Source organism: Planococcus koreensis (assembly GCF_004761975.1).
GTDB classification, from domain to species: domain Bacteria; phylum Bacillota; class Bacilli; order Bacillales_A; family Planococcaceae; genus Planococcus; species Planococcus koreensis.
In genome coordinates this window covers 1-19,683 of the sequence record NZ_RQII01000019.1, presented here as the reverse complement: position 1 = coordinate 19,683, position 19,683 = coordinate 1, and the positions used below count along the sequence as shown (strand labels likewise).

At 49.0% G+C, this 19,683-nt stretch carries 19 protein-coding genes; 6 read left to right on the top strand and 13 right to left on the bottom strand.

From position 1 onward, the window contains the following. The 3 genes from EGV91_RS04195 to EGV91_RS04185 form a co-directional block, all read right to left on the bottom strand. Window positions 1-1,218 carry a metallophosphoesterase family protein gene (locus EGV91_RS04195; protein WP_135500970.1) on the bottom strand — a complete coding sequence of 406 codons (1,218 nt, stop codon included), beginning with the start codon at window positions 1,216-1,218 and terminating at the stop codon, window positions 1-3. A gap of 115 nt (window positions 1,219-1,333) precedes the next feature. Beyond that, window positions 1,334-2,584 carry an ABC transporter permease gene (locus EGV91_RS04190; protein WP_135500968.1) on the bottom strand — a complete coding sequence of 417 codons (1,251 nt, stop codon included), beginning with the start codon at window positions 2,582-2,584 and terminating at the stop codon, window positions 1,334-1,336. Then, window positions 2,577-3,476 (bottom strand): ABC transporter ATP-binding protein, encoded by a 900-nt coding sequence (locus EGV91_RS04185; RefSeq protein WP_135500966.1) that lies wholly within the window; start codon window positions 3,474-3,476, stop codon window positions 2,577-2,579. Before EGV91_RS04185 ends, EGV91_RS04190 begins: the two co-directional genes overlap by 8 nt. A gap of 123 nt (window positions 3,477-3,599) precedes the next feature. Here EGV91_RS04185 and EGV91_RS04180 point away from each other — a divergent pair, with 123 nt between their 5' ends. Continuing rightward, the gene (locus EGV91_RS04180; RefSeq protein WP_135500964.1) at window positions 3,600-3,785 is read left to right on the top strand and encodes a YhzD family protein; all 186 of its coding nucleotides are present in this window, start codon (window positions 3,600-3,602) and stop codon (window positions 3,783-3,785) included. 79 nt (window positions 3,786-3,864) lie between these two features. On the opposite strand, the gene EGV91_RS04175 is transcribed toward EGV91_RS04180, so the two are convergent. From EGV91_RS04175 to EGV91_RS04165, 3 genes are all read right to left on the bottom strand, one after another. Then, the gene (locus EGV91_RS04175; RefSeq protein WP_135500962.1) at window positions 3,865-4,644 is read right to left on the bottom strand and encodes an enoyl-CoA hydratase; all 780 of its coding nucleotides are present in this window, start codon (window positions 4,642-4,644) and stop codon (window positions 3,865-3,867) included. Window positions 4,645-4,763: 119 nt separating this feature from the next. Then, window positions 4,764-5,111: a YlbF family regulator gene (locus tag EGV91_RS04170; protein WP_135501188.1), complete on the bottom strand. Its 348-nt coding sequence runs from the start codon at window positions 5,109-5,111 to the stop codon at window positions 4,764-4,766. A gap of 16 nt (window positions 5,112-5,127) precedes the next feature. Continuing rightward, window positions 5,128-6,282, bottom strand: a complete 1,155-nt coding sequence (locus EGV91_RS04165) for a DUF445 domain-containing protein (protein ID WP_338325015.1) — start codon at window positions 6,280-6,282, stop codon at window positions 5,128-5,130. Window positions 6,283-6,355: 73 nt separating this feature from the next. Between EGV91_RS04165 and EGV91_RS04160 the strand changes: the two genes are divergently transcribed. After that, complete coding sequence (locus EGV91_RS04160) at window positions 6,356-6,559, top strand: YheE family protein (RefSeq protein ID WP_135500959.1); 204 nt, start codon at window positions 6,356-6,358, stop codon at window positions 6,557-6,559. A 108-nt stretch (window positions 6,560-6,667) separates the two neighbouring features. On the opposite strand, the gene EGV91_RS04155 is transcribed toward EGV91_RS04160, so the two are convergent. Together EGV91_RS04155 and EGV91_RS04150 are read right to left on the bottom strand one after the other, a co-directional pair. Continuing rightward, complete coding sequence (locus EGV91_RS04155) at window positions 6,668-8,425, bottom strand: ABC transporter ATP-binding protein (protein WP_135500957.1); 1,758 nt, start codon at window positions 8,423-8,425, stop codon at window positions 6,668-6,670. 2 nt (window positions 8,426-8,427) lie between these two features. Next, a complete protein-coding gene (locus EGV91_RS04150; RefSeq protein ID WP_135500955.1) occupies window positions 8,428-10,164 on the bottom strand; it encodes an ABC transporter ATP-binding protein in 1,737 nt (578 codons plus the stop codon). 577 nt (window positions 10,165-10,741) lie between these two features. On the opposite strand from EGV91_RS04150, the gene EGV91_RS04145 reads away from it, so the two are divergent. Both EGV91_RS04145 and EGV91_RS04140 read left to right on the top strand, forming a co-directional pair. After that, on the top strand, window positions 10,742-11,278 hold the full coding sequence (locus EGV91_RS04145; RefSeq protein ID WP_135500953.1) for a universal stress protein: 537 nt from the start codon (window positions 10,742-10,744) through the stop codon (window positions 11,276-11,278). Window positions 11,279-11,457: 179 nt separating this feature from the next. Further along, window positions 11,458-11,892, top strand: a complete 435-nt coding sequence (locus EGV91_RS04140; RefSeq protein ID WP_135500950.1) for a phosphatase — start codon at window positions 11,458-11,460, stop codon at window positions 11,890-11,892. A gap of 150 nt (window positions 11,893-12,042) precedes the next feature. Here EGV91_RS04140 and kynB read toward each other — a convergent pair whose 3' ends face one another. The 3 genes from kynB to chrA are packed head-to-tail and all read right to left on the bottom strand — an operon-like array spanning window position 12,043 to window position 15,099. Next, entirely contained in the window at window positions 12,043-12,663 is a 621-nt protein-coding gene (gene kynB, locus EGV91_RS04135) for an arylformamidase (RefSeq protein ID WP_135500948.1), read from the bottom strand. After that, window positions 12,664-13,917, bottom strand: coding sequence for a kynureninase (gene kynU, locus EGV91_RS04130; protein WP_135500946.1), 1,254 nt, complete (start codon window positions 13,915-13,917; stop codon window positions 12,664-12,666). A gap of 12 nt (window positions 13,918-13,929) precedes the next feature. Beyond that, on the bottom strand, window positions 13,930-15,099 hold the full coding sequence (gene chrA / locus EGV91_RS04125) for a chromate efflux transporter (protein WP_175580266.1): 1,170 nt from the start codon (window positions 15,097-15,099) through the stop codon (window positions 13,930-13,932). Between the two features lie 319 nt (window positions 15,100-15,418). Between chrA and EGV91_RS04120 the strand changes: the two genes are divergently transcribed. Beyond that, a complete protein-coding gene (locus tag EGV91_RS04120) occupies window positions 15,419-16,300 on the top strand; it encodes a cation diffusion facilitator family transporter (RefSeq protein WP_135500942.1) in 882 nt (293 codons plus the stop codon). Between the two features lie 77 nt (window positions 16,301-16,377). Here the strand turns inward: EGV91_RS04120 and EGV91_RS04115 are convergent, their stop codons facing one another. Then, on the bottom strand, window positions 16,378-17,685 hold the full coding sequence (locus tag EGV91_RS04115) for a DUF2254 domain-containing protein (RefSeq protein ID WP_135500940.1): 1,308 nt from the start codon (window positions 17,683-17,685) through the stop codon (window positions 16,378-16,380). A gap of 358 nt (window positions 17,686-18,043) precedes the next feature. Between EGV91_RS04115 and rsgA the strand changes: the two genes are divergently transcribed. After that, window positions 18,044-19,099 (top strand): ribosome small subunit-dependent GTPase A, encoded by a 1,056-nt coding sequence (gene rsgA / locus EGV91_RS04110; RefSeq protein ID WP_135500938.1) that lies wholly within the window; start codon window positions 18,044-18,046, stop codon window positions 19,097-19,099. A gap of 39 nt (window positions 19,100-19,138) precedes the next feature. Here the strand turns inward: rsgA and EGV91_RS04105 are convergent. Then, window positions 19,139-19,683, bottom strand: a 545-nt coding sequence (locus EGV91_RS04105; RefSeq protein WP_135500936.1) for a LuxR C-terminal-related transcriptional regulator, incomplete at its 5' end; no start/stop codon positions are given.

Genomic DNA, 19,683 nt, shown 5'->3' with positions numbered 1-19,683 from the left:
TCATCCTCCGATTCCAATGCCGCGGCGAATTTTTTCAGCGGCGGCTGCCTTGATATCGCCTGTTGCTGATTCTCCAAGCGGCTCCAAATAGCGGCTGCCTTTCGGATGGCGGTATAAATCCTTCAATACTTCCTTCCAGTCCTGCAATTGCCAGGAATCCATCATGGAAATGATTTCTTCAGCAAGCGGCGACAGTTCTGCTTCCACACTTTCTTTTTCAGCCGATATCCCTTGCACCAGCATGAATGCATCCATTGTTTCCAGCGATTCCCGCACGGCTTCGAGCAGCTCTTCTTCCGGAATGCCAAGAACCAGTTCCCGCGCCTCCGCATCCAAATTTACGAATTTCAGTTTTACCGCACCCGGCCCGAAGCGTTCCGCGAAATCCCGTGCACCGTTGGCACAGGCATCCAACAGCTCGTTCATGTGCATCACACCGCTGCAGTCCACGATGAGTTCGTCAAATTGCAGAACCGAGGTTTGGACAAATGTCAGCTGTGCCGCAGTTTTCGACAGCTCGACATCATAAAAGCCTTTTGCGCCAGCTTCTCCCCGGTGCCGCCCTTGAATGTTGCCAGGGTAGACGATCGGCGGATCATCGTGGAGCTGCTGCCGCAAATGGATATGGCCGAGCGCCCAGTAATCGTAATTTTTCTCAAGGAGCTGCTGTTTCGTAAAAGGTGCGTAGACGGCATGTGCTTTCTCGCCTTCGAGGCTGCCATGAAGCATGCCGATATGGAATGCATCCCCTCCGCTTGCAGCAGGATACGCGTTTACCATTGACTCTTTAATGTGGCGTTCACCATAGCTGAATCCCGCAACAGCAACTTCGATGCCGCGGATATTCAATTTGATTTGCGATACTTCCGCACCGAACGAATGGACATTATCCGGCAATTCGAAACGCGTCCAGCTGCCGCTCAAGTGATCGTGGTTGCCATGGCATAAGATGACAGGAATTCCCGCTTTGCTGAGCCTTTCCATGCCTTGCTGGAAACGGTGCTGCGCACGCAGGCTCCGGTCTTCCCCGTCATAGATATCACCTGCAATCAGCACGAAATCGGGCTGCTGCCCGAGCGCATAAGAGATCAGCCGGTCAAATGCCTCCAGCGTACTGTCCTTCAGCTTTTGCCATTGTTCTTTCTGCAGCCCTTTCACCCCGGTGAATGGGCTGCCAAGATGCAAATCTGCCGCGTGGATGAAACGAATCCCTTTCATAAATCAAGCTCCTTCGAAAACCGAATATTTGTTCTTATTTTACCATGTTGGCGAATAAAAAAAAAACCGCCAGCCGAAAAGATCGGCTGGCGGTCGGCACACGGACTGCGCCACGTTATTTATTGTCCCCTAAACGAATCGCTTTGCGGATGTCTTTCAACGATTGCGACGGGCCGTACATAAGGACGCCGCCTCTGTAAACGCGTGCGCCGATCGTGCCCAATACGCCGATTGTCACAAGCATAATGGCGATCGACAGCAACGGCTCCCATAATGGGATATCAAGCATTCCGACTCGCAGGAACATGACAAGCGGCGCAAAAAACGGGATGTACGATGCCACCGTGACGTACGTCGCTTCCGGCATCGCGATGCCGGAAAAAGCGATGAAAGAAGCAATGATGACCAGAAACATCATCGGCAGCATCAATTGCTGCACGTCTTCCGTCCGACTGACAAGTGAGCCAAGCAATGCCGCAAGCACGGCATATAAAAAATAGCCAAGCAGGAAAAACAGGAACGCGAACAGGAATGTGCTGATTTTCAAGTCTGAAAAGCCGAAGACGCCTGTAATGCCGCCTGCCAGATCCGTGCCGGCAGATTTGATGGCAAAATAGCCGGCCGTTCCGAAAATGAGCATTTGCAAGATGCCAAGCATGCCGATGCCCGCGATTTTCGCAAACATATGCTTGACCGGCGAGACGCTCGAAATCAGGATTTCCATGACACGGGATGATTTCTCGTTCGCCACTTCCATGGCAATCATGTTCGGGTAATAGATGACTGCGACATAAATAAGCAAAATCAGGACATAAACGAGCCCGCGCGCCTGGTTCAATTCTTCTTCCGACTTGGAAGAAACGGCGACGGCTTCACGCTCAAATGATGCCGGTGAAAACAATTGGCTGACTTCCGCCTGGCTAAGGCCGATTTCATCGGCAGCCAAAACGGTCTGCATCGATTGCACAGCCTGTTCTACATCCGCTCCGCTGCCCATGCCATTAGCTGATTCGGTTACGTAGCGAGCGGCCAAACCTTGCGCTTGCGTGAGTTCGATATACGCTTCAATGGTCCCTTCCGAGATGCCTTCTCTCAATTCCGTCTCCGACATTTCGGTCGGCATCGCCTGCACGGGACTGTCGACAGCTGCCAATTGCTCCTGTAGCAGAGGCGTTAATTGCCCTGATTCATCTAAAACATGGAGCACATCCGCGTCTTCACTGCCGCCATCAAAAAGAGCAATGATATTTGATAAATTCGCTACCAGGAAAAATGAAGCTGCAACGATCACTGTGGTCGCAATGAACGATTTCGTCCTTGCCTTTGTCAAAAAAGCTTGTTTGAAGATAATCCAGAAACTATGCATGTGCTTTCCCTACTTTCGCCACGAAAATTTCTTCCAAAGTCGGTTCCTCAATGGAAAAATGGCGCAGGTCTCCAAGCTTCATTGATGCAGCAAGCAGCGTTTGCGCTATCGATTCGTTGCCGATTCTGAACACTGCCCCGTCATGCGTCTTTGTGAATGCCTCCACCCCGGCAATTTCTTTCAAGCCTGTTAAATCCTGATCCATTTTAATGCGGACGTTATGCTTGCCGAATGAACGTTTTGCATCGCGGATCGATCCGCTGAGGATGACTTTCCCACGATCGAGTATGCTCATGTCATCGCATAATTCCTCTACATGGTCCATACGGTGGCTGGAGAACACGATTGTCGCCCCTTGCTTTTGAAAATCCAGGATCGCGGACTTCAACATGCCGACATTGACCGGGTCCAAACCGGAAAAAGGTTCATCCAGTATCAGCAGCGACGGTTTATGGATCAACGAAGCTATCAATTGAATTTTTTGCTGATTGCCCTTTGACAGCTCTTCCACTTTTTTCGATGCGTAATGCGGCACTTCAAAGCGCTCAAGCCATTTATGTACTTCGCGTTTTGCTTCCGCGACGGGCATCTTGCGCAGCTGTGCCAAATAAACAAGCTGTTCTTCCACCCGCATTTTCGGATACAGCCCCCGCTCTTCCGGCAAATAACCGATTTCAGGGCTGTTCGCGTATGTAATCGGCTTGCCGTTCCACGTCACCGTTCCGTGCGTCTGGTTCAGCAGCCCTAAAATCATTCGGAAAGTGGTCGTCTTCCCTGCGCCGTTCGCGCCAAGGAATCCGTACATTTGCCCTCTTTCAACCACTAGCGACAAATTGTCCACCGCTGTAAAATCCCCGAATTTCTTTGTGGCATTCTCCACTTTTAAACCCATCGCTCATTCCCCCTTCTCTTTTCTATACGAAGCTCTTGTTGAAATGTTTCAAAAACAGGGACATTTTCCGTAAAAACCGATATACTGAAAAATGAACAACCATTCAGAAGGAGTTGTCGATTCATGCGAACTTATAAATTGACCGCCTATGAAAAAAACGGTGAATTGATTACCGAGGAAACATTCACTGCTGAAAACGACAGCCAGGCAAAAGAACAAGGCCAAGCGCTTCTGGAAGAGAAATCACTTCTGGAAAAAACGCATCGCCTTGCTTCTCCAGCAGGCAAATTATTATTGTTCCATTCTTAAGACCAAAAGGTGCAACGGGGCTTTCCCCGTTGCACCTTTTGTCTTTTGTTGAGAAGTTATTTAAAGAAATTCATTCCGCTTATTTCCCTTGGAACTCCGGTTTCCGTTTTTCGACGAATGCCTGGATGCCTTCGAGATGGTCGGTGCTCTTGCGCATTGCCGACTGGGCAGCTGCTTCCAGCTCGAGCACTTTTTCCAGTTCTCCGACTTTCAATTGGTGCAGGATATGTTTTGTTGCCAGTTTCGCTTTAACAGGTGAAGCCAATGTTTGCTCAACGTAAGCATTGGCGTATTCCATCGAGCGGCCTTCAGCGGTCACTTCATCAATGATACCTTTCGCCAACGCATCATGCGCTTTCAGGATTTGGCCAGCCCAGATCATTTGCTGAGCTTTCGGTGAACCGACACGCTCTTTCATAAAGAAATGTCCGCCGCCGTCCGGCACCAGCCCGATGCCGATGAAGTTCATCGCCAGTTTGCTGTTTTCTTCAGCAATGATGTGGTCGCATGCCAAAGCGATGCTAAAAGCAAGGCCGGCTGAAGCGCCGTGGATAGCGGCAATGGTAACCTGCGGCAGCGTATAAAGCGCTTTCGCCAAACGGCTGACGTCCACCATGACACTGTCGATATCCATCGGATTTTCCGGATCCATCATTTCCTTGATATCGCCGCCGGCTGAAAATGCCTTGCCTTCGCCGTGGATCACCAATACTTGAAGCTCAGTGTCGTGATGAAGGGATTCAAAGCATTCCGCAAGTTCTTTCATCATCGTTCCGTTCATCGCATTCATTGCTTGTGGCCGGTTCAGTTTTAAATAACCGGTACGCCCTTGTTTCGTCAATTCTATTGTTTCAAACATACAAAAAGACACCCTTTCGCAAAAATGAATTGTGATTCATCTTTACGTATTCGGTGTCTTCTTGTGAAATCCCTTTTTTTATGGCGATGTTCGTGGAAATTGCCGCCAGTTGAAAGAAATTACATGGATTCGTATAGGGATTGAACTGGTTTGATCAAAACGCGGTTAACTTCGTCGATAATCTGGCTAAGGCCCATTTCTGCTTCAAGCATTGCCAAGATTTTCGGGTTTTCCTGTGCAGCCACTGCTGTAGCTTGTGCGTCCATCATTTCCTGCTCTGTGATTTCTTCGCCTTGAGCCTGCTTTTGCTGAAGTGTGATCTGCAAGTCGCGGAAGCTCTTGAACAATTCGTTCGATTCGCTATCTGAAGATACGGCTTCAACCGCTTGCTGCAATTTTACGTATTCCTCTGTGCTGCGGAACGTGCTTTCCAATTTGTTGATATCGTCATAGATGTTAACTGTCATCATCATTCTCCTCTGCTTAAATATTCAGCCCTATGGCCACAAGCCCCTGGACTAAACCGATCAGTCCACCAAGGAATGCACCCAGAACCGTGATCATTTTCAACTCGCGCCGTGAAATGCCCAGTACAAGCTCTTCCAACCGGCTGAGTTCAAATGAATCGACTTGCTCTTTCACCATGCTCTCGATGTTGATTTTGCGCAAGGCTTCTTCCAATCTCACTTCCCCTTGCTGAAAAATAAATTCAGCAACAAGCGGTGTGAGGTGTTTCCCTGTCCATTCTAACCCGGTTGGCCAAGTCTGTGCAAGCGTTGCACCCAGACGCCCGTTGATATTGGCTGTTTCACGTACATATTGCTTTACTGAATCGAGTGTCGGGCTGAAATCGAATTCTTTCAGCAGGTCCTCTGCTTTTTTGTCTTGAAGCTTCTCCCATTCGCCGTGAGCCAGCGAAGTCACCAGTTCAAAGGTCTTCGGAGAGTTCAGGAATTTCACAATTTCGGGCTGGATGCGGTCGACAATCGGCCGTGATTCACCGAGCAGCGATTGCAGCATATTGCCAAAGCGCCCCCGGGAAGCCAGAAATTCCTCAAAGAACGTTTTTATGGTCTGGCGTCCTTGGAACGACACAAAATAATCGGTTGCCCGATCGATGCCGTATTTGACGCCGTGGATAATTTTCACTTCGGCTTCCGCTTTCCAATTTTCAGGCATCAGCTCACGAATCGTTTTTCCTTCGATATACGACCGGACCGAATCCGCTTGGCGGTCCACCAATTCATCCAGTTTCGACTCGATTTTCACATCGATGTCTTGCTGATTTGCGACTTCCAGCCAATCTTTCAATGAACGGGAAGATTGGAAAGCGTGGGTTTTAAGCTGCCGCTGGATCCATCCTTCTGTCCGAATCTGCATTTCTTCATTTAAAAACCGTTTTTTGAACGTTTCCGGCGTCAACAAGTGATCGACAATCGTACGCCCTAATTGAGTGGATAATTCATCGCGCCTTTTCGGGATCAGCCCTGGCGTCAGCGGCACCCGCCACGAGCCGATGTATATCGCTTTATACGGGCGGAAAAGCATTTTGATGGCGATAAAGTTCGTGACACCCCCGATTAAAGCCCCGATGATGGCCATGAAGACCAGCGTTAATATTATGTTCAATCTCTTCACTCTTTTCTTTTTCTTCTTTGTCAATCTGATTCCATCCCTTTATACTATAGAAGAGACGCAAAGGGGGATATCTATGCTTCAGCATTTTAAATTCAAGCCAATGTTCGAAAATGCCCAGCTTCCTGGCTGGAACATTTCCTTCTTCTATAAAAGTGAACGCATCGCGGGCGAATACCATCCTGACGGAAAAATCGCTTGGCTGACGGATCCGCCGCAGGACGAGGAGTCCGTGAAAACGATGATCCATGAACTGATGCTATTCCATGTATACGATTGAAACGCCGGAAAAGTTCCGGCGTTTTTTTCTTCCCGCTTTTTCATTATAGGTAACGCCGCCGTTTTTTAACAGCAATAGCAATTCAACGAAAAAAGGGGAATGCCCCTTCTACCCGACTTGCTGGGCAGGAGACATTCCCGATTGGATTTTGTACATCTGATGATACTGGCCGCCAAGTTTCATCAATTCTTCGTGAGAGCCCATTTCGGCGATTTCACCGTGGTCGAGGACCAGAATGCGGTCGGCATTTTTAATCGTCGACAGCCGATGGGCGATGATGAACGTCGTGCGCCCTTTCTTCAACACGTTCATCGCGTGCTGAATGATTTCTTCAGTTTCTGTATCGATGTTCGATGTGGCTTCATCTAAAATCAAGATTGCCGGATCGAAAGCCAAGGCCCGGGCGAAAGACACCAATTGGCGCTGTCCGGATGACAAAGTGCTGCCTTTTTCGACAACCGGCTCGTCAATGCCGTTCGGCAAATGCTTGAGGACGCGTTCGCCGCCAACCGCTTCAAGTGCGTCTTCCACCATTTTGCGCGTGATGCGTTCGTCGCCAAGCGACACATTCGATTCAATCGTGCCTGTAAACAAATACGGATCCTGGAGTACGATTCCCATGTGCTCGCGGACCGATTGGCGTGTCATGTCGTTGATGTTGATGCCATCGATCGTAATCTGGCCTTTGGAGACATCGTAGAACCGCAGCAGCAAGTTCATGATCGAGCTTTTGCCGGAACCGGTATGGCCGACAAGCGCCACCGTCTCCCCTTGCTTCGCTTCAAAATCAATGTTCTTCAAGACATATTCTTCTGCGTCATACGCAAACCAGACATCCTCAAAGCGGACATTGCCTCTATAGCGTGCCACTTTCGCGTCGCTGACCGGTTCTCCCTGCAAGTCGAGCAGACGGAAGACCCGTTCTGCTGCAACAAGTGCTTGTTCCAGGCGTGAAAACTGGTTGACGATGCCGCTGATCGGATTGAATAAGCGGATGATGTAATCGATGAATGCGTACAGGACACCGACTGTCACCATGCCTTCCCCGCTGATCGCGCCGCTTCCGAAATATGCGATGAACAAGATGAATATCAATGCGCGCAAGACGCCCACCATATTATGCGAAGCCGCTGCCTCAAGTACGAGCAGCTTCTGCTGGAACTGGTAATGGGTATTGTTCATTTCTTCGAATTCGGCTTTCATGTTCTTTTCATTGCGGAAAGCCTGGATGATCGTCATTCCTTGAATCGACTCGTTGATCATGGCATTCATATCGCTCAATTTTTCGCGGACAACATGATTGTATCGAGCCGCGAATTTGCGGTAGATGAGCATCCAGCCGTAAAGCATTGGAATGAGCACCAGCATGATCGCCGCGAGTTTCCAATCGAGGTAGAACAACGCCGCATAGATTCCTGCCATATACATAAAGCTCGTTGCGAATTGAGAGAATACCGTAAAGAATAATTCGCGGATTGCTTCTGTATCGTTGGTGATGCGCGACACGACTTTGCCGGCTGGCAAATTGTCGAAATAACGAATTGGCAATGTCTGGACATGGCCATAAACGTCGTTGCGCATTTTTTTGATGATGCTGTTCGCCCCTTTTTGCAGGAAGATGAACTGAAGGTAGCGGAATATTGCCGCTACGATGCCGAATGCCAGGAAAATCACCAATAAATACGCAATTGGTTCGAAATTCACAGCACCGCCCTGCATAGGCGCGATGTGCTCATCTATTATTTCTTTGGCGATCAGCGGAGCAGCGAGATCTGCCGCTACCGCAATCGCCAGGAGCACAAGCCCCCATATCAACATCCCTTTAAAATTCAGGGCGTAATGGACTAATCTTTTTCCTGTCCCCATGATTACACCTCCTCGATCTGTTGGCGAAGAAATTGTTCGTGGAACCAACCGCCCGCTTTCAACAGATCCTCATGAGTTCCTTCTTCAATGATTTTTCCTTCATCAAGCACCACGATCCAATCGGCATGCTGCACGGCAGAAAGCCGGTGCGTCGTGATGATTGTCGTTTTGCCGGAACGCTCGTTTTGGATATTTTCGATGATTTTCGCTTCCGTCTTCGCATCGACTGCGGAAAGCGAATCGTCCAGAATGAGAATTTCCGGCTTTTTGATCAACGCACGCGCAATCGAAATGCGCTGTTTCTGGCCGCCGGACAACGCAACCCCTTTTTCCCCGACCATTGTCTCCAAGCCGTTTGGCAGCTTCGCCAGATCCGACTCGAAATGGGCGACGCGGATCGCTTCCTGGATGTCTTCATCCGTGGCATCCCGTTTCCCGAACAGGATATTGTCGCGCACCGAACGGGAAAACAGCACGTGGTCCTGCGGGACATAGCCGATCCAGCTGCGCAGCTGGTCTTTCGGCAGATCTGCCAGATCGATGCCGTCCATAAGGACCGCCCCTTCGCCCGCCGGATATTCGCGCAGCAATTGTTTGACGAACGTCGTCTTCCCACTGCCCGTTTTGCCGACAATGCCGAGCGTCTGTCCGCTGTTCAACGACAAATTGATGCCTTGCAAATTGATCGAACTCGACTGCGGATACGTAAAGCTGAAATCTTTGAAATTGATTCGGCTTGGCGTCTCCAGCGTTTTCGGATGCAGCGCTTCGGCTACATCCTCTTTATGGCCGAGTGTTTCATCCACCCGGTCAAGCGAAGCATTGCCGCGCTGCAGGATATTGATCATTTCCCCGATGGCGAACATCGGCCAGACGATCATCCCGAGGTAGACATTGAACGCGACCAAGTCGCCCAGCGTCATGGTCCCTTCTGCAACAAGGAACGCACCATAGCCCAGACCGATCATATAGCTGATCGTCGTCAGGACTTTCGTAACCGGAGCGAATAAGGCATCAATCCGTTCAACAGCCATGTATTTTTCGTAGACATCAGAAGTCATATCGGAAAAACCTTTTTCAGATTTCCGTTCCTGCACATACGCACGGATAACCCGGACACCGCCGATCGATTCGAGGACGCTGTCATTCATATCGCCGAACGCATCTTGCGCCGCCGTGTAGCGGGCATGGATTTTCTTGCCCAGCACTTGTACGATAATCGCCAGGATCGGCAGCGGAATCAACGCCAAGAACGTCAACTCCCATGACACAAGCATTCCCATTGCGACAATGATCGTAGCCATATACAGCGTCGAATCGACAAGCGTCAAAATGCCGAAGCCGGCGGTTTCCGAGATTGCACGCAAATCATTTGTTGCACGAGCCATCAAGTCGCCCGTCCGATTTTTCTCATAGAACGTAGGCGTCATCTTCATGAAATGGCCCATCAGGCTCGAACGGAGTTGGCGTTCGATAACGTAAGCTCCGCCAAACAACTGGTATTGCCAAACAAAATTCGTTATATAGGCGAGCACCATTGATGCTGCTAATACGCCGACATATTGCCACAGCAAAAGCGAAGTCATTTCTTCCTGTGCAATTGCGTCGATTGCCAGCCCGATCAGCCAAGGCGGAATGATTTCCAGTACGTTGGCGATCATCAGGAGCCCTACGGCAATGCTGTAACGAATCCAATTTTCTTTAAAAAACCATCTTAATTTCCATAAAACACTAAACATCGTTTACTCCCACTTTCTTTTTCTGTCTTCCGCTAGTCGCCTTCAAGCGATTCCTTGATCATGATTTTCCGTGTTTGAAGCTTTCTCATCTTCATTCTCCCCTTCTCATTTTATTTGTTTTGCCGATGTTCCAAAGCGAATTTTCACTAGCCGTCTGGAATGGCAAAACGGCGTTATTTATTTGCACAGCCTAAGGCTGACCAAACCATCCTCGTAAATTCAAAATTTTTCCAGTCGTTGACTATAAAAAAACGCGCACCCATTTTCAAGGTGCGCGTGCACGAAAAAAGGCAAGTCCGCAGACCTGCCCTAACTAATTCTAGTCACGAAATAAATTCAAAGACTAATAACAAGGAGGCCTGGCAACGATATGAAATTAGCTGAAAATACGCGAATTGACTTTTTCATTGCCATAACCTCCTTTTCCTTTGATTTGGTAATTCAAGAGTACCACTGCCATTTTTGAATTGTCAACGTTTTTCGAATAAATTCTATTTTACAACAAAGCGGAATGTTTCATTGAGTGCTCTTAGGGTAATTTAGTACTAATAAAATCATTTGATCGGAGATGGTAAGGATGTTTCACAACATTGCGGTTGCTTACGATGGTTCAGAAGGAAGCAAAATGGCACTTGAACAAGCGCTTAAACTGATGGAAGCGATGCCAGATGCCAAGTTGAATGTCATTTACGTCAACGAAGAATATCATGAAAATTTCCGGGCGGCGCGAATCGGCGATGTTTCTCCAAGAGTGGTTTCGGCCAACGTGGACAGCACATATGCCCAGTATATGCCTCCTGAAATTGGCGAAAACGATTACCGTGCGCCAAGTGATTTGAAACGCCCTGATGATTACGAAGATTCAGCTACAGAATACTCCAAGCATATGCATACTGCCATTCAGCAGCAGTTGGATGCCAAAGGCGTCAAAGCAAATGTGTTGGCACTTGAAGGCAGCGCCAGCAAAATGATTCCCGCTTACATCGATGAACAGAATGTCGATCTGCTGGTGGTCGGCAACAGCGGAAAATCCGGACTTCAGAAATTTTTCATCGGTTCAGTCAGCAAACGTTTATTGAAAGATTCACCATGTTCGGTGCTAGTTATCAAATAATTACGATTCCACAAAGTGCGAGTTAGGTATTTACTCTCATTTTGTGGTTTTTTTCGCTTTAAGACAATATTTTATACATTATATTGTCATAAATTTATCAGTTTAGCGCAATATATGGTGGGTAAACATTACTAAGAAGTAAAATCAATAAAATTGGTAAAGGAAGAAGGGAAGCAGCTATGTCAAAACATACCGTATATTTTCTGGACTCACACCAGCACCGCGGTCTCATGGCTGAAATCTGGGCGAATCGCCTGGAACTTCCTGACTGGGACATTCGGAGCGCGGCGTGGGGCCAGCCGCAATTCACTGAAACACCTTTTCAAGTGATGAAAGAAGTCGTATTTGAAATACCGAAAGTCGAGCCTCGCTCTTACAACTCCAAAGAAGTTGGCGAAGCCGATCTGATTATCGCTTTGCACGACAGCGATTTGGAAGGTGCCGATATACCGGCGGATTTGCCTCTACAAAAATTACTAGTATGGGATATTCGCAACCCTGAGCTGCGCAGTTCCGACGAACATGAACAATGGGCTCTTTATCAAGAAATTTGTGATGAAATTGCCATCAATATAAAAAATCTTGAACCATATTTCCGGTCTAATTACATGTAAAAAGAGGTGCCCCAAAAGTAATTTGGGGCACCTCTTTTGCGACGAAGCTAGCGCAGTGATGCAGGAGCAATAATATTCCCTCACTCTACGTTAGAAAAGAGGGGCTGTTCAATAAGTCTGATATTCGACTTATTGGACAGCCTCTTTTTTTCATGTGTATAGAACAGCACGTACCGGGCTGCCATCCGCACCTGTGATTTTCAGCGGCAATGCTGCCAATTGGTAAACGCCTGCTGGGACATCTTTCAGTACGATACCCTCGAGGATAAAGCGCCCATTGCGGTTCATCGCCTGGTGCATCGGCAAGTCTTTGCTGGTCTGCGGATCCACCGAAGGGACATCGACGCCAAGGAGGCGGATCCCTTTGCGGACCATCCATTCGGCAATCGATGTGTCGAATTCCGGCCAGGAAGCGGGGAATTCTGTTCGGTCTTGCCATGCCGCTGTATGCAGCAGCACAGCTTCCACCCCTTCTTCTATTTCAGGCAGATTTTTCACCAATACTTTCGCAACGTCCGCTACATCGACCACTTGAGCTTTTGTCAAATAGATATCCAGCGGCAATTCTTCCACTTTTAAACCATTGTCATCGTAATGGAAAGGCGCATCAATGTGCGTGCCCATATGCGTGCTCGTGGACAATTCACCAATATTCACCGATCCGCTTTGTTCTTGTGTCACTGACAGGCGGAACTTGAATGGCACGTCTCCCGGCCATTCCGGCGTCTGCGCATCCAATGCCATGGAAATATCAATAATCTTCTTTGCCACTTACGCCACCACGTTTCTGTCGTTGCTGAAGTTTTTGTAGACTTCATTGTCCATGATGGCCTTCAAACGCTCCACCACTTTTTCAACATCGCTGTAAGACGTATAAAGCGCTACCGGAGCCAAGCGGATAATGTTCGGCGCACGGAAATCGGGTACAACGCCAGCCTCTTTCAAGGCTTTGCAGATGCGCGCCGCTTCTTCATGAGCCAACGCGATATGGCCGCCGCGCCCAGCGTCTTCAACAGGCGTCACGTCTTTCAGCGCCGGAATTTTCTGGGCGATCAACTCGCGCAGCATGCTTGTCAGTTGAAGTGATTTTTCACGCACGGCCTCAATGCCTGCTTCTTCGAAAATTTCAATGCTCCCAAGCAATGGCGCCATGCTGAAAATATTCGGCGTGCCGATTTGATAAGCGCCGGCCCCTTCCGCTTTCGAAAACGAATGGTCCATATCGAATTGCTTCGCTTTGTCTGATCCGAACCAGCCGGCGTTGCCTGGCAGCAAGTCGTGGTGGCGTTCATGGATGTACAATCCGCCCGTTCCGCCAGGTCCTGAATTCATGTATTTATAATGGCACCAAACCGCAAAGTCCACACCGCAATCATGCAGTTCGTGCGGCAAAGCCCCGATGGAATGGGCCAAATCAAATCCGACCAAAATCCCTTTTTCATGTGCGGCTTCCGCAATTTCCCGGATCGGCAGCAATTGTCCGCTGCGGTAAAGGACCGACGGCAGCATGATGATTGCCACTTCATCAGTCAATTCATCAATAATGTCCTGCAATTCCAATGTGAAGCCGTCGCGGCTCCGCACTTTTTTCATGGCTGTTGCCGGATCTAGTCCGCGCAGGCGCAGATGGCTTTCCACCGCGTAAATATCTGACGGAAAATTCAGCTCATCAACCATGATTGCAAAGCGGTCTCCGCTTGGCTGAAAAATAGTGGACAGCATCTGATGAATATTGGACGTAATCGATCCTGTCACCATCACTTCATGCGGTTTCGCCCCGACCAAAGGAGCAATGCGGGCACTCAGGTTTTCCGCCATCGTAAACCATGGGTCTTTCCCTTCTGTCCAGCCGTCAATGCCGTGGATTTTCCAGCTTTCCACGACCTCCAGCAATTTAGCTTCCGCACGTTTCGACATCAATCCTAACGAATTGCCGTCCATGTATATCTGGTTTTCAGTTTGGTAAAATTCTTTTTTAAAACGCGCAAGCGAATCCATTTCATCAAGCTGTTTTTCAGCCGCCATGATTCTTCCCCCTTATAGAAATGCGTAAGACATAGCGCCAAGAATCGCCGTGACCAACACAACAACCCATGGTGCCAGTTTAAAATAGACTAACATTGCAAACGCAGTAATCGCAATGGCAAAATCAACCGGCCCACGAATACCCGATGTAAAGACCGGATCATACAAAGCGGCGAGCAGAATGCCGACAACACCCGCATTCACTCCTTTTAAAGCGGCCTGAACGCCTGACTTCGTGCGGATGACACTCCAAAATGGCAGCGTGCCGATGACCAGCAGGAAGGAGGGCAAGAACATCGCAATGACCGCAATGACCGCTCCCCATCCACCTGACATGATCTGGCCAAGATAGCCAGCCAATGTGAACAGCGGTCCCGGGACTGCTTGTGCAGCTCCATAACCCGAGATGAAAACATCCGGACCCATCCATCCTGGCACCACTTCCCGCTCAAGCATTGGCAGAACGACATGGCCTCCACCAAACACAATCGATCCGACCCGGTAATAAATATCGAAAATCGCATAGAGCGCAGATTCAAAGAACGGCCTCAGCAACGGAAGCCCGACCAGCAACGCGGCGAAAATCGTCCAAGCCGCAATCCCTGTTTTTCTGCCAAACGTAAGTGCCAGCTTCACCGCTTCCGGCGCCTTTTCTTTGCGGTACATATAATAGCCAAAAATCCCTGCTAAAACGATGACCGCTATTTGCGCCCATGCAGTAGGCACAAGCAGAATAGCCGCTGCGGCCGCGACAGCAAGCGCAATTCTTGGCAAGTCCGGCGCCAACGATTTCCCCATTCCCATCAATGCGTGGGCGACTACCGCGACGGCGACAATTTTCAAACCGTGGATCCAGCCGCTGTCGAACGACGCATTGGATACTAGCATTGCGAACAACACCAATAAGATGACTGACGGCATCGTGAAGCCGAACCAAGACAGGAAGCCGCCGAAGATTCCGCCTCTCAGCATTCCTACTGAAATGCCGACCTGTGAACTTGCCGGTCCAGGCAGGAATTGGCATAACGCCACAAGATCAGCGTATGCTTTGTCATCCAGCCATTTCCGTTTGACTACATATTCTTCCCGGAAATACCCGAGATGGGCAGTCGGCCCGCCGAATGAAGTGAGCCCCAGTTTTGTGGAAGCTTTCAAAATTTCCATGTAATTCTTCTTTGCCATAATCGTCTCCTTTAATGCGCCGGCTTTGCTGAAAAACGAATTTCAGCTTTGCCTGTATTTTTTCTTCAATTAAAGCATAACTGATTGCTTATATGTTGTCATGTACCATCTGGTTAAAGTAAACTCGGCACCTTTTCCCGATTGGCGTTCCTGTGCATTTCCTGCTATACTAATAAAGCTAAAAATATAATTTCACAGCACTTCTAACCGTTCATCCGGCTTTCTGCCTAGGTGGACTGACTATCATATGTTCTATTGAAACGGCTCTCATTCGAGGGTCGTTTCACTTTGTTCAGGAGACTTGGAGGCAGGAAACTTTATGGAACTCTATACAAACTTACGCAAAGGGGAAAAAGGCGCCTGGATCAGCATCGGCGCCTATGTTTTTCTCAGCGCCATCAAACTCGGCTTCGGCTATGCCGGTTCATCTGAAGCTTTAAAAGCGGATGGGCTGAATAATTTGACGGATATTATCGCTTCGGTTGCTGTACTGATCGGGCTGCGTATTTCCCAAAAGCCGCCCGATGAAAATCATCATTACGGACACCTGCGGGCGGAGACGATCGCTTCGTTGCTGGCATCTTTCATCATGGCGGTCATCGGGTTGCAAGTGCTGCTGGGTGCCGTCCAAAACTTCTTCATCCCGGTGGAAGCTACACCTTCCCTATTCACAGCGGGAGTCGCTTTTTTCAGTGCTATCGTCATGTACTTCGTTTATCGCTTTAACATCAAGCTCAGCAAAGAAATCAAAAGCTCAGCAGTCCGGGCTGCCGCCTACGACAACCGGTCGGATGCCCTAGTCAGCATCGGAGCGGGCATCGGCATTATCGGTGCGGTTTTTGGCGCGCCGATACTCGACGTCATCACCGCCTTCATCGTTGGCTTGATCATCATCAAAACAGCTGTGGATATTTTCAAAGAAGCTGTGTGGACGTTGACCGACGGCTTTAATGAAGATGAAGTGGAAACAATGTCCGTGCTTGTCCGGAAAGTGCCCGGCGTCCGAGAACTTCGCGATTTCAAAGGGCGTAACCACGGCAACGTCATGTTCATCGATTTGACGATTGCGGTCAATCCATCTCTGAACGTCGTTCAAAGCCACTGGATCACAGAAGAAGTCGAAAGAAAAATCCATAAAGTTAAGCCCCATTGCGTAATCCATGTTCATATCGAGCCGGTTTACGAAGATGAGGATGACTGAAAAAATTTCAAAAAAGGACGGCGAAAAGAAATCTTTTCGCCGTCCTTTTTTTGTTTAGTGAAGCCGCCCAAGCAAGATCATTCCCCTGCCAAAGCACCGATCTGGATGGAACGCTGGCCAGTGGCCACTGCCAGCTCATCGACTTTCTTCTGCAGGAAGTCCTGGTCCATCGATTTCAATTGCTGCCCTTCGAGCGATTCCAGAATGTATATCTGGATATCCCAAATTGCTTGGTGATGCTCGGAAGGGGCCAGCTCAGCGACTATTTTAAGCGAATCGGCCATGGAATGCATCACTGAAATATCCTCTTTTCCATAATAGGCCATTTGATAATAAACTTTATACAACACGCCGGAAAATTCCGGCAGCGTACATTTCACGATATGCTGCCCTTCTTTATTGGCCAACGCCAATTCCCCGTGCGGGATGTGAGCGGTTTTCCCAAGCAGCCTGCCGATGCGGACGATTATGTCATTGGCGGTATTCGGATCGTTGATGCCGGGAGAAATTGCACGCAGAGCAATTTCCACCAGCTTCTGCAATGCGTACGGCAAATCTTGTTCAGCCGACCGTTCGCCTCCGATGGAATAATAGCCGCTGACATCATAGTCCTGCCCTTCTTTTCTGTAGATGTTCATCAACGGTTTGCCTTCATAAATGTAATCGCCGATGCAGACAAGGACGTCTACCTCAAATCCATTTTTATCCGCGTGCCCAAGCAGCTTCTCAAAAGACATGAATTGCAGGTAGCCGCTCGTTTCAGCGTTGACGGTTTCAATGATCCCGATAGGATTCAAGCCATCCGAAATTTCTGAAACAGCGCATTTTTCCTCGAACTCCTCGTAATAGGAAATCACATCTTCCGCATCTTTGATAAGCACTTCGATTAATTTGCTCACCTGCACCGTCGTGGCTATGTAATGGATAAAGTAGGCGAACGTGCCAAGGCAGAAAAAAGCGATGACAATTCCGACAAACGTCGACAATACATCATGTGTATACAAGTCATCCCTCATAAACAATAAGGAAAGGGTGTTGTAAATAAAGCCGCCAAGGAAAATGCCCAGCACCCGCCAAGTCACCGGATCGTGGACGAAGTTTTTCAATGCCCTCGGTGAAAACTGGGCGGAATACATCGTTAAAACAACCAGGATTGTTGAAAATGTAAAAGTGCTCATCGTCAGCAGTGCACCTGCCAAAGTCCCCATGATCGTTTTTGCCAAATCGACTTTCGTCAGCAAAATTGACGGGATAAATTCTTTGAACCGTTCGACAAGCAGCAAGTCCACATAAAAAAAGCCGACCGATAACGCAATCGCTAAGATGCTGAAAATCGCGGGCGTCAACCAAAATTTTTCTTTGAATAAATATATAGTGGACTTCATCTTTTCTCCTCGCTTTCCAATAATCGTCTATTAATGCTTTCCCCTCAACAGGTTGAAGGCAAACAGAGACTGCCCCGTTGCAAAACGGGATTGCTGCAGGTATTTTTAATAATCTGATTTACAATAACTTTTGCACAAAAGTCCTTGACCTGGTTTTAAGGATACAGTATCTTTAAAGTAACTTGAAGAAAGAGGTGAGGTATTATGGCGATGATCATTGTAAATACGCAAATCCAGTCTATAGTACCCCACTCTGTGTATCGCTGACGATACGCTTCTTCCATTATGCCCGGGGACCATGGACTGCGATTTGCTCGCATCCATGGTTTTTTATTTTGCATAATAGGAGGAAATTACATTGAATTTAATCGAACAATATGGCTGGAATACAGCATGGCAAGAAAAAACAGGGCCTTCCGGGATTCCCGGACGTGTCACGCTTGAACACAAAAACATCTACCGCGTGGTGACGGAACGCGGCGAATGGCTCAGCACATTATCCGGCAAATACCGCCATGAACACGCGCACAGCGAATTCCCGGCAGTCGGCGACTGGGTTATGGTCGAACAGATGCCCGGCGAGGAAAAAGGGATCATCCACAATGTCCTCCCTCGTTCATCGCAGTTCTCCAGAAAAGCGGCTGGCGAAACTTCGGACATCCAATTGATTGCCGTCAATGTCGATTATGTGTTTCTCGTCATGTCATTGAACCATGATTTCAACGTCCGGCGTTTGGAACGCTATTTGATCGCCGCCTGGGATTCCGGCGCTAATCCGGTCATCGTACTGACTAAAAAAGACCAATGCACAGACGTGGAACCATATATGCGCGAATTGGAATCAGTGGCATTCGGCATTCCCACGATTGCGGTATCGAGCGTCACCGGCGAAGGCATCGGCGAATTGCAGAAATTGCTGTTGCCAAACCATACCGGCGCCCTGCTCGGCTCTTCCGGCGTCGGCAAATCATCGCTGATCAACGCCTTATCCGGCAGTGAATTGATGGCCGTGCAGGATATCCGTGAAGATGACAGCAAAGGACGCCATACGACGACCCACCGCGAGCTGGTTCGCCTGCCGCTTGGCGGCTTGCTGATCGACACCCCCGGAATGCGGGAATTTCAGCTCGGCGATTACGAAGAAGGCGTCGAAAGCGGCTTCGCCGATGTCGAGCATTTCGCTGAAGAATGCCGCTTCCGCGATTGCCAGCATGGCAATGAACCCGGCTGCCGCGTGCAGGAAGCCTTGCTGAGCGGCGAATTGCAGCATGACCGCTACCGCAGCTACATCAAGCTGAAACGCGAACTTGCGCATATCGAACGCAAAAGCGATGCGGCCGCCCAAAAAGTGGAGCGCGGCAAATGGAAACAAATCACGAAAGACAACCGCAAACGCCCGGTCAAAAAACGTTAAAAAGAAGCAAGCCGTCATTCGGCTTGCTTCTTTTTCTATTTAATTCCCTGATCCGGTGAGTCCGTGCTTGACTGCGTAAAGCGCCGCCTGCGTACGATCCTGCACTTCCAGCTTGTTGAATATGTTCGATATGTGTGTTTTCACTGTCTTTTCCGTGACAAATAACGCCGATGCGATTTCCCGGTTGCTCTTGCCCTTGGTCAACTCCGCCAGCACTTCTTTTTCCCGCGGCGTCAAAAGGTTCAGTGTATGCGGCGCCGGTTCAGTGGGCCCTTTCAACAACTCGGTCGTCGCTTTCGGGTGCAGCGTATTTTCGCCGCGCATCAAGCTCCGGATCGATTCCACCAATTCATCGGGTTCGATGTCTTTCAATTGGTAGCCGGCTGCCCCTGCTTCCATGGCCGGCACGACGTGGTCACGATCCGAAAAACTCGTCAGCATCAGGACAATCATCTCCGGATGCTGTTCTTTAATTTTTTGGGTTGCCTGAATGCCATCCATCTCTGGCATGACGAGATCCATCAGCACGATATCCGGCCGCAGCCTGTCTGCCATGTCCACCGCTTCCCGGCCATTCACCGCCT